11 protein-coding genes, 2 tRNA genes and 3 pseudogenes are annotated in these 13,475 nt (G+C 71.6%); 6 read left to right on the top strand and 10 right to left on the bottom strand.

Annotation, left to right across the window (positions count from 1 at the left end; translation table 11 throughout):
- Window positions 1–45: 45 nt before the first annotated feature.
- From ACZZ0J_RS01330 to ACZZ0J_RS01310, 5 genes and pseudogenes are all read left to right on the top strand, one after another.
- Window positions 46–1,200 carry a PucR family transcriptional regulator gene (locus tag ACZZ0J_RS01330; RefSeq protein WP_463434285.1) on the top strand — a complete coding sequence of 385 codons (1,155 nt, stop codon included), beginning with the start codon at window positions 46–48 and terminating at the stop codon, window positions 1,198–1,200.
- Between the two features lie 78 nt (window positions 1,201–1,278).
- Window positions 1,279–2,219, top strand: a pseudogene (locus tag ACZZ0J_RS01325) (ACP S-malonyltransferase).
- Complete coding sequence (locus ACZZ0J_RS01320) at window positions 2,216–3,319, top strand: beta-ketoacyl-ACP synthase III (protein WP_463434283.1); 1,104 nt, start codon at window positions 2,216–2,218, stop codon at window positions 3,317–3,319. The pseudogene ACZZ0J_RS01325 and the gene ACZZ0J_RS01320 overlap by 4 nt, the downstream one beginning before the upstream one ends.
- A 41-nt stretch (window positions 3,320–3,360) precedes the next feature.
- Window positions 3,361–3,609, top strand: a complete 249-nt coding sequence (locus tag ACZZ0J_RS01315; protein WP_017886710.1) for an acyl carrier protein — start codon at window positions 3,361–3,363, stop codon at window positions 3,607–3,609.
- Window positions 3,610–3,692: 83 nt separating this feature from the next.
- Window positions 3,693–4,936 (top strand): annotated as a pseudogene (locus ACZZ0J_RS01310) (beta-ketoacyl-[acyl-carrier-protein] synthase family protein).
- Between the two features lie 168 nt (window positions 4,937–5,104).
- On the opposite strand, the gene ACZZ0J_RS01305 reads toward ACZZ0J_RS01310, so the two are convergent.
- The 6 genes from ACZZ0J_RS01305 to ACZZ0J_RS01280 all read right to left on the bottom strand — a co-directional run bounded on the left by ACZZ0J_RS01305 (window position 5,105) and on the right by ACZZ0J_RS01280 (window position 10,067).
- Window positions 5,105–5,605, bottom strand: coding sequence for a DUF3145 domain-containing protein (locus ACZZ0J_RS01305; protein WP_235035923.1), 501 nt, complete (start codon window positions 5,603–5,605; stop codon window positions 5,105–5,107).
- 170 nt (window positions 5,606–5,775) lie between these two features.
- A complete protein-coding gene (locus ACZZ0J_RS01300; RefSeq protein ID WP_463434252.1) occupies window positions 5,776–6,606 on the bottom strand; it encodes a DUF1684 domain-containing protein in 831 nt (276 codons plus the stop codon).
- On the bottom strand, window positions 6,603–7,727 hold the full coding sequence (locus ACZZ0J_RS01295; protein ID WP_194648745.1) for an AI-2E family transporter: 1,125 nt from the start codon (window positions 7,725–7,727) through the stop codon (window positions 6,603–6,605). Before ACZZ0J_RS01295 ends, ACZZ0J_RS01300 begins: the two co-directional genes overlap by 4 nt.
- A 7-nt stretch (window positions 7,728–7,734) precedes the next feature.
- Window positions 7,735–7,809: transfer RNA gene (locus tag ACZZ0J_RS01290), tRNA-Ile, on the bottom strand.
- 9 nt (window positions 7,810–7,818) lie between these two features.
- On the bottom strand, window positions 7,819–8,967 hold the full coding sequence (locus ACZZ0J_RS01285; protein ID WP_463434250.1) for a glycosyltransferase: 1,149 nt from the start codon (window positions 8,965–8,967) through the stop codon (window positions 7,819–7,821).
- A 188-nt stretch (window positions 8,968–9,155) separates the two neighbouring features.
- Complete coding sequence (locus ACZZ0J_RS01280) at window positions 9,156–10,067, bottom strand: DMT family transporter (protein WP_181437562.1); 912 nt, start codon at window positions 10,065–10,067, stop codon at window positions 9,156–9,158.
- A gap of 39 nt (window positions 10,068–10,106) precedes the next feature.
- Between ACZZ0J_RS01280 and def the strand changes: the two genes are divergently transcribed.
- On the top strand, window positions 10,107–10,682 hold the full coding sequence (def, locus tag ACZZ0J_RS01275; protein WP_463434247.1) for a peptide deformylase: 576 nt from the start codon (window positions 10,107–10,109) through the stop codon (window positions 10,680–10,682).
- A gap of 59 nt (window positions 10,683–10,741) precedes the next feature.
- On the opposite strand, the gene ACZZ0J_RS01270 is transcribed toward def, so the two are convergent.
- The 4 genes and pseudogenes from ACZZ0J_RS01270 to ACZZ0J_RS01255 form a co-directional block, all read right to left on the bottom strand.
- Complete coding sequence (locus ACZZ0J_RS01270) at window positions 10,742–11,230, bottom strand: hypothetical protein (protein WP_194648742.1); 489 nt, start codon at window positions 11,228–11,230, stop codon at window positions 10,742–10,744.
- Between the two features lie 76 nt (window positions 11,231–11,306).
- Window positions 11,307–11,380 (bottom strand) — tRNA-Asn (locus ACZZ0J_RS01265).
- A 125-nt stretch (window positions 11,381–11,505) separates the two neighbouring features.
- A pseudogene (locus ACZZ0J_RS01260) lies at window positions 11,506–12,507 on the bottom strand (D-isomer specific 2-hydroxyacid dehydrogenase family protein).
- Complete coding sequence (locus ACZZ0J_RS01255) at window positions 12,504–13,433, bottom strand: ATP-binding cassette domain-containing protein (protein ID WP_123292572.1); 930 nt, start codon at window positions 13,431–13,433, stop codon at window positions 12,504–12,506. Before ACZZ0J_RS01255 ends, ACZZ0J_RS01260 begins: the two are co-directional and overlap by 4 nt.
- Window positions 13,434–13,475: the final 42 nt, after the last annotated feature.

Raw genomic sequence — 13,475 nt, 5'->3', positions numbered from 1 at the left:
AGCCAGGAGAGCGCGCGCGAGCGGGCGCTCTCCTGGCTCCGTCAGGTGTCCGGAGAACTCTCCACCGCCACGATCAAGCGGCTCGAGGACACCCTCCCCTGGTACAGCGAGATGCCGCCGGGGCGCCGCTCCGCCGTGGGCCTCGTCGCCCAGGCGGGCATCACTTCATTCATCAGCTGGCTCGAGGGCACCGCGTCGACGCCGTGGATCGCCGCGGCCGACGTCTTCGGCTCAGCCCCGCGTGAGCTGCTGCGCTCGGTGAGCCTGCAGCAGACCCTGCAGCTCATCCGCGTGGTCGTCACGGTGGTCGAGGAACGCGCTGCCGACGACGAGATGCTGCAGGAAGCGATCCTGAAGTACTCGCGGGACATCGCGTTCGCGGCGGCGGACGTCTACGCCCGGGCGGCCGAGGCCCGCGGGCTGTGGGACGCCCGACTCGAGGCGCTCGTGGTCGACTCGATCCTGTCGGGCGAGTACGACGACGAGCTGCCGTCCCGCATCGCGGCTCTCGGGTGGCACGGGCACGGCGAGGTCGCGGTGCTCGTCGGCACGGCACCGAAGCAGCTCGAGGTCGACCAGGTCCGCCGCACCGCCCGCCACATGGACGCCGACGTGCTCGTCGGCGTGCAGGGCTCGCGGCTCGTCGTGGTCATCGGGCGCTCGACCCCGCGGGACGACGTGCCCGAGGGTGAGGACCCGGTCTCGTTCACGGCGATCGCGCAGGCGCTCGAGCCGCTGTTCGGCGAGGGCCACCTGGTGCTCGGCAACGAGGTCCCCGGGGTCGTCGACGCCTCGACCAGCGCGAAGGCGGCCCTCGCCGGATTCGCCGTCGCGCGGGCATGGCGCGGGGTCCCCCGTCCGGCGCTGGCCGACGACCTGCTGCCCGAACGCGCCCTGGCCGGCGACCCGCTCGCCCGGTCCGCCCTGGTGCAGCGCATCTACGTGCCGCTCAAGGACCAGTCCACCGAGCTCCTGCAGACCCTGTGGTGCTACCTGGACACCGGGCGGTCGCTCGAGGCCACGGCGCGCGAGCTCTTCGTGCACCCGAACACCGTCCGCTACCGTCTGCGCCGCGTCGCGGACATCATCGGGTGGGACGCCACGCACGCTCGGGACGCCCTGATCGTGCAGTCGGCCCTGATCCTCGGTGCGATGTCAGAATCGGCCACGGGTCGTCGCCGGATCACCCCTCGCCGGTAGGGAACCGACAATGTCACGCGGGGTTTCGTGTGGGAAGCCCACACGGGCCCCGCGGTGCATGAGCGACAGGATTGTCCGGTGATCGTCGTCGTCGCGCCCGGACAGGGCTCCCAGACCCCGGCTTCCTCGCCCCCTGGCTCGAGGACGCCGCCGTTCGTGAACGTGTCGGGCAGTGGTCCGAGTCGATCGGGGTGGACCTCGCCGCACACGGCACCACGTCGGACGCCGACACCATCAAGGACACCGCACTCGCGCAGCCCCTCATCGTCGCCGCCGGTCTCGTGACCGCCGACGCGCTGCTGGCCGACGGCCGCCGTGCGCTGGTCAGCGGGGTCGCCGGGCACTCGGTCGGCGAGTTCACCGCCGCCGCGGTCGCCGGGGTCCTCGAGCCGACCGACGCCGTGTCGCTGGTCGCCGAGCGCGGCCGGGCCATGGCGGACGCCGCTGCCCTCGAAGCGACCTCGATGGCCGCTGTGCTCGGTGGCGACGCCGACGCGGTCGCCGCAGCACTGCAGTCCCACGGGCTCGTCCCCGCGAACCACAACGGCGGCGGCCAGACCGTCGTCGCCGGCACGGCTGTCGGCATCGCCGCGCTCGTCGCCGACCCGCCCGCCAAGGCCCGCGTGATCCCGCTCGCGGTCGCCGGTGCGTTCCACACCCACTTCATGGCCCCAGCGGTCGAGCGCGTGGCCCCGGTCGCCGCGGCCGCCACGGTGCACGACCCGACCCTGCCGATCTGGACCAACGCCGACGGCTCACGGGTCGACGACGGTCGCCGGTTCGTCGACCTGATGGTCCAGCAGATCGCGAGCCCCGTGCGCTGGGACGCCGTGATGGAGTCGTTCGCGGCCGCCGGGGTCACCGGCATCATCGAGCTCGCGCCGGCCGGCGCCCTGGTCGGACTCGCCAAGCGCGGCCTGCGCGGCACGCCGTCCGTCGCCGTCAAGACCCCCGAGGACCTGCCCGCAGCGATCGACCTGCTGCAGCGCGCGGACCAGGAAGCAGACGCCACCGCATGACCGAACGTCCCGCACTCTCCCAGCGCCGCGGCCACGAGTTCACCCGCATCCTGGCCTTCGGGGCCGCCCGCGGCGAGAACGTCGTGCCGAACGACGACCTGGTCGGCCCGATCGACTCGTCCGACGAGTGGATCCGCCAGCGCACCGGGATCATCACGCGCAAGCGTGCCGGCAAGGACGTCGAGGCCGTCGACCTCGCCGAGACCGCCGCGCGCGAGGCGATCGAGAAGGCCGGCCTGTCCCCCGACCAGATCGGTGTCGTCCTGGTCAGCACCGTGACGCACACCGTCGCGACCCCGTCGATGGCGTCGCTGCTCGCCGAGCGGATCGGCGCCACGCCCGCCGCCGCGTACGACATCAGTGCCGCCTGTGCCGGGTACGCCTACGGCATCGCCCAGGCCGACTCGTTCATCAAGTCCGGGCTCGCCGACCACGTCCTGGTCGTCGGGGCCGAGAAGCTCAGCGACGTCGTCGACCCGACCGACCGCTCGATCTCGTTCCTGCTCGGTGACGGTGCCGGCGCAGCCGTCGTCGGCCCGAGCGACTTCCCCGGCATCGCCCCGACCATCTGGGGTTCGGACGGCTCGAAGTGGGACGCCATCGGCATGACGGCGACCTACAACGAGTGGGAGGCCGGCGCGCCCCGCCCGACCATGCGCCAGGCGGGCCAGACGGTGTTCCGCTGGGCCGTGTGGGAGATGGTGAAGGTCGCCCGCGAAGCACTCGAGACCGCCGGTGTCCGACCGGAGGACCTCGCGGCGTTCGTGCCGCACCAGGCGAACATCCGCATCATCGACGAGTTCGCGAAGCAGCTCGGCCTGCCCGAGTCGGTCACGATCGCGCGCGACATCACCACCACCGGCAACACCTCCGCCGCGAGCATCCCGCTCGCCACCCACCGCCTGCTCGAGGAACACCCCGAGCTGTCCGGCGGGCTCGCCCTGCAGATCGGCTTCGGTGCCGGGCTCGTGTTCGGCGCCCAGGTCGTCGTGCTCCCTGACTCGCCCACCCGGCGAACCCGAACCCACCCGGCCGCGCATCCCGCGCGACCAGCGACCACCCCGACGAGTCTCCGGGCGCGAGCACGCTGCGTGCCCTAGGCTGGTCCACGGTCAAACGACACCCCCTCAAGGAGAAACTCATGGCCCTGTCCAACGAAGAAGTCCTCGCCGGCCTGGCCGAGCTGATCAACGACGAGACCGGTATCGCCACCGACACCGTCGCCGCCGACAAGTCCTTCACGGACGACCTCGACATCGACTCCATCTCGATGATGACCATCGTGGTCAACGCCGAGGAGAAGTTCGACGTGAAGATCCCGGACGAAGAGGTCAAGAACCTCAAGACCGTGGGCAACGCGGTCGACTACATCGTCAAGGCCCAGGCCTGACACGAGCTTCCTGAGCGCCGCGGCCAGCGGTCACCGTCGGCCGCGGCGCTCATCTTGTTCCCCAACGAAAGAACCGTCGTTCCATGACCAAGAAGACCGTCGTCGTCACCGGGATCGGTGCGATCTCACCCTCGCCGCGACTGCCCCGGAAACGTGGGACGCGCTGCTCGCCGGCAAGTCCGGCATCACCCGCATCGAGGACCCGCGCTACGCCGAGCTCGAACTCCCCGTGGAGTTCGCCGGCCAGGCACGTCGGTTCCTCACCGACCAGCTCACCCGCCCCGAGTCGAAGCGCCTGGACCCCTCGTCGCAGCTGTCGCTCGTCGCGGCGCGTGAGGCGTGGGCCGACGCCGGCATCGACGCCGAGTCCGTGGTCCCCGAGCGGCTCATCGTCGACTGGGCGACCGGCATCGGCGGCGTGAACACCCTGCTCGACGCCTGGGACACCCTGCGCGAGAAGGGCCCGCGTCGGGTCCTGCCCATGACGGTCCCGATGCTCATGGCGAACGGTCCGGCCGCCGCCATCGAGATGGAGTTCGGCGCCCGTGGCGGCGCCCGCACCTACCTGTCGGCCTGCGCCTCGTCGACCGAGTCCCTGGCCGAGGCGTACCGCCACGTCGCCGACGGAGACGCCGACATCGTCATCACCGGTGGCGCCGAGGCCGCCCTGCACCCGCTGCCGCTGGCGGCGTTCGCGGCGATGCAGGCCCTGTCGCGCCGCAACGACTCCCCCGAGACCGCCTCGCGTCCGTACGACGTCACCCGTGACGGCTTCGTCCTCGGTGACGGCGCCGCGGCGCTCATCCTCGAGTCGAAGGAGCACGCCGAGGCCCGCGGTGCGACCATCTACGCCGAGGTCGCCGGCGCCGGCATCACCTCGGACGCGTTCCACATCACGGCACCGGACCCCGAGGGCAGCGCAGCCGCCCGTGCGGTCCTGCAGGCTCTCGACCACGCCGGTGCCAGCCGCGAGGACGTCGTGCACGTCAACGCGCACGCCACCTCGACCCCGGTGGGCGACGTCGCCGAGTACCACGCCATGCGCCGCGTCTTCGGTGACCACCTCGACGACATCGTCGTGTCGGCGACCAAGGCGTCGACGGGTCACCTGCTCGGTGGTGCCGGTGCGATCGAGGCTGCGTTCACCGTCCTCGCGCTGCACAACCGTGTCGCGCCGCCGACGATCAACCTCAACGACCAGGACCCGGAGATCGTCATGGACGTCGCGCGCGAGCCGCGTGCGCTGCCCGACGGTGACCTGCTCGCGGTCAGCAACTCGTTCGGCTTCGGCGGCCACAACGCCGTGGTCGCGTTCCGCAGCGTCTGATCCGTCGCACCCTGCCAGGAGGCCCGTCCCGCGTCGTCGGGGCGGGCTTCCGTCGTTCCAGTGCCGGTCGGAGTGCTCGGCACGAGTCTCGCGGTGAGCGACACCTCCCGCGCGGCGGGCCGCGAGGACTGTCGCACAGGCCGAGTCTCGGCCAGCGCGGCCCGAGTCTCAGCCGACGCGGTGCAGCCAGACGACGGGGTTGCCCTCGGCCGCGTGGCGGAAGGGCTCGAGCTCGTCGTCCCAGGCCTGTCCGAGCGCGAGCCGGAGCTCGCGGTGGAGTTCGAGCGCGTTGCTGCCGGCGACCTCCATGGCGTAGCGGACGCGGTCCTCGGGGATGACCATGTTCCCGGTCACGTCGGTCTGCGCGTAGAACACGCCGAGGTCGGGCGTGTGCATCCAACGGCCGCCGTCGGACTCGGTCGTCGGTTCCTCGGTCACCTCGTAGCGCAGGTGCTCCCAGCCACGCAGCGCGGAGGCGATCGCGGCACCGGCACCGACCGCACCGGTCCAGGTGAACTCGGTCCGCCGGGCACCGTCCTGTGCCGGCTGGTCGAGCCAGGAGAAGTTCACGGCGCGGTTCATCGCGCGACCTGCTGCCCATTCGACGTGCGGGCAGAGCGCGCGGGGTGAGGAGTGCACGTAGAGCACTCCTGTCGTCGTTCCGTTCACGGTTCCTCCGATACGTCAGGTGCGACTTCCCCATCGACCTGGTGCGGAGGATCCGAGCGGCTGCGAGCCACGGAACCATTCGGTATGCGATTGTGATGTCCCGACAGGACACGCCCATTATGCAGCGTTCCGGCTGGGAACGGCAAGGACCCCGCCGAGCGCGATCCGGTTCAGTGCAGGACGGTGCCCGCGGGGTCGACGGGGTGCCGCTCCCCCGCCGTGATCGGCACGGGCACGCGGTTCTCGGCCGGCGGGATCGGGCAGGCGAACTGGTACGAGAACGCGCAGGGCGGCAGTACGAGCAGGTTCCAGTCGAGCTCGACCGTGTCCGCGGTGCCGGGGTCGTCGAGGTACAGGAAGCGGCCCATCGAGTACGTGCTGCCGGGGTCGTCCTCGGCGAGGGCGCTCGTGGCGTCCTGCACGATGAGCTGCAGCCGCGGAGCACCCCGGAACGCGGCGGACCGGACCGCGACGAACCGCATGGTCGTGCTGCCGACGGCCGTCTCGATGTGCCCGGCGACCGGCAGGGCGTCGCCGTCGGCGTCGAGGACGCTGCCACGGGCCTCCCGGTCGTCGCCCGCACCGGCGTCCAGCGGGACGTACGTGCCGGACCCCACCCAGTCGTCGGACCGGTCGAACCGGGCGATGCGCGCGAAGCGGTGGATCGGCTCCGCTGCGGGGTCCCAGACGCGCAGCGTCGAGCCGGACACCGTGCCCGCGAAGCCGTCGGGGAACGCGACGGCGGACGGGACCACGGCGGTGTCACCGGCGACGAGCACGGTGCCGTCGACCGGGACGCCGTCCACGACGACACCGTCGGTGGCGGCGGCCGTCACCGTGAGGCCGCCGACCGCGGGTGCCCAGGTGCCGGGGACCGGCCACACCGGCTGCTGGTGGTCGACGTGCTGGGCGTTCACGAGTGCCAGCGGGCCACGGGGACCGCGTGCCCAGCGATCGCGTTCCGCGACGTGGTCGGCGAAGCCGGCGGCGGCGTCCGTCACGCCAGCTCCTGGCGCGGGTAGATGACCTTCTGCACGATGATGATGATCGACGCGGCGACGGGCAGGGCGACCAGGGCGCCGAGCACGCCGCCGATCGTGCCGCCGGCCACCGCGGCGATGACCACGAGGGCCCCGGGCACCTGCACGGCACGCGACATGATGCGCGGCGAGATGAGGTACGCCTCGACCTGCATGTAGACGAGGTAGTAGATCGCCGCGGCGAGGGCGGTCGCGGGCGACGCGAACAGGCAGAGCAACGAGATGACGACCGCGGCGCCGAGGGTGCCGACGAGCGGGATGAGCGACCCGAGGAACGCGAACGAGGCGAGCAGCACGGGCAGCGGCGCACCGATGATGAGCAGGAACACCAGGCTCAGGATGCCGTTGATGAGCGCCTGCGACACCTGGCCGACGACGTAGCGACCGACCGCCTGGGTGATCTGCTCACTGACGTCGATGAAGTTCTCGCGGCGGGACGCCGGCACGAACCGGTACGCCGCGCGCTTCATCCCCCGCATCGACGCGAGGAAGTAGAGCATCAGGATGAGGACGATGAGCACACCGGTGAGCCCGGACAGGATGCCGCTGCCGACCGCCAGGATGCCGCCGCCGACGCTGAGCAGGTTGCCCGGGTTCTCGACGAAGGACTGCACCGACTCGAGCGCGTGGTCGATGTCGAACGACCCGGCGAACTGCTTCGACAGGTCCTGCACCCACTGCTGCTTCGAGATGTCGTCGACGACCTCGGGGAAGTTCTGGATCAGGTTCGTCGCCTGCTCGACCAGGATCGGGACGACCGCGAAGACGACCCCCGCGAACGCTCCCAGGACCCCCACGACGACGACGGTGATCGCCGCCCACCGCGGGATGAGTCGCTCGAGGAACGAGACGAGCGGGTCGATGCCGAGCGCGAGGAAGAGCGCGACCCCGATGTAGACGAGGACGGTGCTGAGCTCGCCGATGATGGTGCCGGCGAGCAGCGCGACGAGCACACCGATGGCACCCATGAACCCGATGCGGAAGGCGTTGACGCGCACGCCGGTGCCACCGCGGTTCACCTGGAACGTGACGTTCGGCGTCGGACCGGCACCGTCGTGGTCGTCCTCGCGCTTGCGTTTCATCTGCACGTAGGGCGGGCGGGACTTGAACCCGCGAATCGTTCGGTTATGAGCCGACTGCCTTGACCAGCTTGGCTACCGCCCTCGACGGCCGTCAGGCCACCGGTTCCCCACGATACAGCGCCTCGAACGTCGTGAGCGTGCGGTTGATGTCGTGTGCCTCGATCATGGCCGAACTGCGCTCCCGCATGGCCGTGTACTCCGCGTCCGACGCCGTCAGCACCGCCTCGAGCTTGTCGGCGAGGTCGTGCTCGTCACCGGGGGCGAACAGGTACCCGTTGCCGTCGATCAGGTGGGGCAGCGCCATCGAGTCGGCGGCGACGACCGGCAGCCCGGACGCCATCGCCTCGAGCGAGGAGATGCTCTGCAGCTCGGCGGTGGAGGGCATCGCGAACACGGTGCCGTTCGTCAGGGCGGTGCGCTTGACCTCGTCCGAGACGAACCCGAGGAACCGGACACGGTCCTCGAGCCCGAGCTCCTTCGCCAGGGCGGTCAGCTTCGGGATCATCTCGCCGTCGCCGACGATCGTCAGGGTCGCCGCGAGCGAGCCGGGCAGCAAAGCCACGGCCCGGACCAGCACGTCGAGGTTCTTCTCCGGCGCCACGCGGCCGACGAACACGATGTCGTTGCCCACCGGACGGCCCTCGCGCGCGACGTACCGCGACGCGTCGATCCCGCACGAGATCGCGAGCACCCGCTGCCCGGCGATGGCCTTCCGCAGGTAGTCGGCGGCCAGGTTCGTCGGCGTCGTGATGGTGTCGGCGAGCCGGTAGGTCTTCGCGGCGTCACTCCACGCGATCTTCAGCGCGATGGGCAGCGTCCACTTGCCGAACGGCGTGTACTCGAGCAGGTTCTCGGGCATGAAGTGGTTCGTCGCGATGACCCGGATGCCGCGCGCGTTCGCCTCGGGGACGATCCCGCGACCGATGACGACGTGCGACTGGATGTGCAGGACGTCGGGCTTCACGGCGTCGAGGATCGGGCCGGTCCACTTCTTGACGCTCCACGGCCACACGAAGCGCAGCCAGGCGTGCAGCGGCCACTTGTACGACTTCAGGCGGTGCACGACGAGGGTCACGCCCTGGTGCTCCTCGTCGAAGGTGCCGTGGTGGCGGCTCGACGCCGGGGCGACCACGTGGACCTCGTGCCCGCGCTCGGCCAGGCCGACGGCGAGCTGCTCGGCGAAGGTGGCGGCGCCGTTGACGTCCGGCGGGAAGGTGTCCGCGGCGATCAGGATGCGCAAGGGTCGGTGTCCGCCCGTCGCACCCGTCGGTTCGGCGGTGGCGGTGGTGACGTCTCCTGGACACGGCTGGCGTCGTCCTCTCGTGGGCGATTGCTGGTCGGACTGCCGACGGTACCGCACCTGGTTCCGCGGCCGCGTCAGCCGCGCGGAGGACCCCGTGGTACCGCGGGGTGACGCGGCCCCCGCGGTCAGGCGCGGGTCTGCGGGTGGTGCTTGGCGAGCAAGAACACCCCGGTGATGGCGATGCCGGCCGCGACCACGAACCCGGCGACCGCACCCCACGGCGCCCCGGACGCCTCGTCGAGGACGACCACGCCGATCCCGACGGCGACGATCGGGTCGATCACGGTCAGCCCCGCGATGACGAGGTCCGCCGAACCGGCCGAGTACGCGTTCTGCACGAAGTACCCGCCGAGCGACGCCGCGACGACCACCCCGATGATCGCCAGGACCGTCAACCAGTCGAACGTGCCGTTCACGAACCGGTTCAGCACGACCTTGGCGAGCGTCGCGACGAACCCGTAGAGGATGCCCGCGCCGACGATGTAGTAGAGCGCGCTCTTGTGCTTGGCCACGAGCCGGAACGACACCAGCACCAGCACGAGCACCACGGCCAGGATGATCAGGACGGTCACCAGCTGCTGCCGGGTGATCGCGCTCTCGTGCCCGACGAACGCCGCGATGCCGACGAAGATCGCGACACCGATGATGCAGGTCCACACCGCACGCTTCGCCCGACGGCCCAGCGGCACGCCCGACGACCGCGAGGAGAACCACGTGGTGATCACGAGCGCGACCGCCCCGAGCGGCTGCACGACGATCAGCGGCGCGTACGTGATGCTGATGAGCTGCAGCACGACGGCGATGCCGAGCATCAGCGTGCCGAGCACCCAGTAGCCGCTCGACACCAGACCCACGACGTGCCGGACGCTCAGTCCCTTCGACTGCCGCCCCAGCCGCGCCTCGACCCGCTGCACGCCCCGGCTCTGGAACTGCGCTCCCAGCGACAGGAACACCGCACCGATGAGCGCGACGGGGATCATGAGGGCCTGGAACGGCGTCAGGTTCACCGCGTCGGGCAGCTGGAGGTCCGTCGTCACGCGTCGAGGCTACCGTCCACCGCCGGATAACCTGGGTGAATGGCCGTTCTCCCGATCCGCATCACCGGCGAACCCGTCCTGCACGAGCGTGCAGCCGAGGTCACCGAGTTCGATGACGACCTCCGTTCCCTCGTCGCCGACATGTTCGAGACCATGGACCTCGCCCCCGGCGTCGGGCTGGCCGGACCCCAGGTCGGCGTCGGCAAGCGCCTGTTCGTGTATTCGTACACCGACGACGACGACGTCCTGCACCGCGCCGCGGCCGTGAATCCGGTCCTCTGGATCAGCCCGCCGGTCCCCGAGTCGGTCGACGAGCTCGACGAGGACGACGAGTCCGAGGGCTGCCTGTCCGTGCCGGGCGAGCGCTTCCCGCTCCGACGCTCCGGCAGCGCACTGCTCCGGGCGTTCGACGAGCACGGCGACCCGTTCGAGGTCCGGGCCGACGGCTGGCTCGCGCGCATCTTCCAGCACGAGTACGACCACCTGGACGGCTGGCTCTACGCCGACCGCCTGGTGCACCCCTACGGCAAGCAGGTCGCCAAGGCCATCCGCAAGAACAGCTGGGGCGGCCCCGGCCAGTCGTGGCTGCCGGGTCGCGACCACCCCGAGGGCTGACGGGTCGGTCCGGCCCGCGCGTCGCCTGCCGTGGTCAGCTGACGGCCGGGAGGCCCGGCTCAGCTCCGGTACGTCGTCAGCGCGTCGCGCAGGTGGTCGGTCTCCGGGTGCCCCGGGCAGTACTGCAGGAGGCCGGCGGCGACGTGCGCTGCGCCGTCGTCGGCCACGGCCGACGTCCACGGGTCCGTGCCGGTCACGGCGCAGGTGCTCGCGAGCTCGACGAGGGTGGCGTCACCCCTGGTCGCGTCGACGGCGGCCTGCTGCTGCGTCGACGGCACCGAGCCCGTGAGCCGCTTCGCGGTGCACGAGGTCCGCTCGTCCTCCCACACCGCCGAGTACGTCGTGTAGGTCTCGCGGTCGCCGTCGTCGCACACGAAGGCGAACACGACCGGCGAGGCACCCGACCCGAGCCCGGTCTCCGAGCTGGTGGGTTCCTCTGACGAGTCGGTGTCGGGTCCGGCACCGCTGCACCCGACCAGCACGGGCGCGATGACCGCCGCGAGCAGCACGCCGAGGAGCACGGCGCGGGGCGGACGGGATCGGTGCACCTGTGAACGCTAACAGGTGGCACCGGGCAGCAACGAAACGCAGAAGACCCCCACCCGGGCGGGTGGGGGTCTGTTGCTCCCCGAGTTGGACTCGAACCAACAACCTGCCGGTTCAACAGCCGGCTGCTCTGCCAATTGAGCTATCGAGGATCACTGTTCGCTGGCGAATGTCGTGCGAACAACGGGTAACAGCATAGCAGCACCGCAGGGCCCTCACCGCATCGGACACGCCGCCCGGGCGCGCCGCGCTGTGGGCCCCGGCGCTGCGCAGTTCCTCAGTACCCGGCGACCGGGTCGACGACGCCGACGAAGCCCTCGCCGCTGCCGTCGAGGAACGCCGTGGTGTTGAGTCGCACTCCGCTCGGCGAGCAGCGGCGCGACCATCTCCGGGGTGTCCGCCTGGTGCGGTGTGATGACCGCGCCGGGCTCGGACCACAGCGGGTGACCGTCGGGCAACGGCTCGGGGTCGGTGACGTCGAGCCCTGCGGCGGCGATCGCACCGGTGCGCAGGGCCTCGACCAGGGCGTCGGTGTCGACGAGTCCCCGCGGGCGATGTTGACGAGCCGGGCGGACGGCTTCATGATCGCGAACTGCCGCTCGCCGAAGAGCTTCGCGGTGCCCGAGGTCATGGCCGCTGCGATCATCACGACGTCGGCGTCGGGCAGGACCTCGTCGAGCTGGTCGGTGGTGACGGTGCGCGATGCACCGTCCACCGGGTCGGCCGAGCGGCGCACCACGGTGACGTCGACGTCGAACGGGGCGAGCAGGCGGATGTACTCGAGCGCGATCCCGCCGGCGCCGATGACGACGACGTTCCGGCCGTACAGCGACACGCCCTCGGGTTCGGTGGCCCACGAGTGTGCACGGGCGCGCTTCTGCAGGACCCGCAGCGTCCCGAGCGTCAGCGCCAGGGCGTGCTCGGCGACGGGCTCCGCGTACGCGCCCTTCGCCGAGGTGAAGAGCACGCGGTCCCCGTGCTCCTGGATGAGGTGCGCGAAGGCGTCGACCCCGGCGAACGGCAGCTGCACCCATCCGATCCCCGGTGCGGCGTCGAGCGCGTCTGCGAGGCCGGACGGGTCGCGGGGGTCCAGCCAGACGAGCCCGCGGGTGTCCGCGTCGAGCGGCGCGACGGTCCCGCCGGCCTCCGTCACCGCGGTGACGTGCAGGTCGGTCGGCTCCGGCAGCACGGCGACGGGGCCGGACTGCGGTGCGTCGATCGGCAGCGGGGTGCCGGAGGTGGGGACGACGGCGCGGTGGCCTCGGGTGGCGGTGCTCACGGGTTCTCCTGTCGGTCCGTACGGGGGCCGGTGCCGGCGGCGACCGGTCGGCGTGGCGCCGTCGAGCGGCGCGGGGCGGTGGGTGCCGGGCGACGCTTCACGCCGCGGGCCGCGGTCGCGGCCAGGGTCTTGACGTAGGGATCGACGGGGTTGTCGAGGACCTCGTCGAAGGTGCCGAGACCGACCAGCCGGGCATCGGCCATGACGGCGACGCGGTCGGCCAGGGCGCCGGCTTCGCGCAGGTCGCTGGACACCACGACTGCGGAGAACTGCCGGTTGCGCTGCAGGGTCGCCAAGGCCTCGAGCACCGACTGGCGCACGAGCACGTCGACACCGCGGGCGGGTTCGTCGGCGACCAGGAGCTGGGGTTCGAGCACGAGGGCCCGTGCCAGGGCGACACGCTGCCGCTGTCCGCTGGAGAGCTCCCAGGTGTTCAGCCGCATCACGCCGAGCGGCAGGTGCACGGCGTCGACCAGGCGCGCGACGATGAGGCCCGCCTCCTTGCGGTCGAAGCGGCGGTCGCGCTGGTAGATCGGCTCGGCGATGGCCTCGCCGACGGTGAGGTCCGGACTGAGCCGGTCGGCGCCGTCCTGCGGCAGGTAGCCGATGCGGCCGCTCAGCCGCTCGAGCTTGCGGGACGAACCGCGCAGGCCGCGGGTCTTCTGGCCGAGGACGGTCAGTTCGCCCCCGACGATGTGCCGGCGCAGCGCACCGTCACCCTCGCCGTGCGACCCGAGCTGCCCCGCGATCGCGGCGGCGAAGGTCGACTTGCCCGACCCCGATTCACCGAGCAGCGCGAGGATCTCGCCCTGCCGCACCGTCAGGCTGACCCCGTCGACCGCTCGGATCGACTCGGACCCCCGTCCGCCCCGGTACTCGATCGACACGTCGTCCGCGACGACCGCCGGTCCGTTGACCGCGATCATGGGTCCCCTTCCACGCCGCCCCCTGGCGGCGGTTCGCGACGG

Source organism: Curtobacterium sp. AC272 (assembly GCF_979258155.1).
The sequence above is the reverse complement of the archived record's forward strand: the minus strand, read 5'-3'. Positions and strand labels throughout refer to the sequence as shown.

Excerpts from the sequence above, each read along its gene's own strand:
- ACZZ0J_RS01295 (WP_194648745.1), bottom strand. The coding sequence starts at position 7,727 with ATGAAACGCAAGCGCGAGGACGACCACGACGGTGCCGGTCCGACGCCG.
- ACZZ0J_RS01255 (WP_123292572.1), bottom strand. The coding sequence starts at position 13,433 with ATGATCGCGGTCAACGGACCGGCGGTCGTCGCGGACGACGTGTCGATC.
- def (WP_463434247.1), top strand. The coding sequence starts at position 10,107 with ATGGCCGTTCTCCCGATCCGCATCACCGGCGAACCCGTCCTGCACGAG.
- ACZZ0J_RS01315 (WP_017886710.1), top strand. The coding sequence starts at position 3,361 with ATGGCCCTGTCCAACGAAGAAGTCCTCGCCGGCCTGGCCGAGCTGATC.
- ACZZ0J_RS01320 (WP_463434283.1), top strand. The coding sequence starts at position 2,216 with ATGACCGAACGTCCCGCACTCTCCCAGCGCCGCGGCCACGAGTTCACC.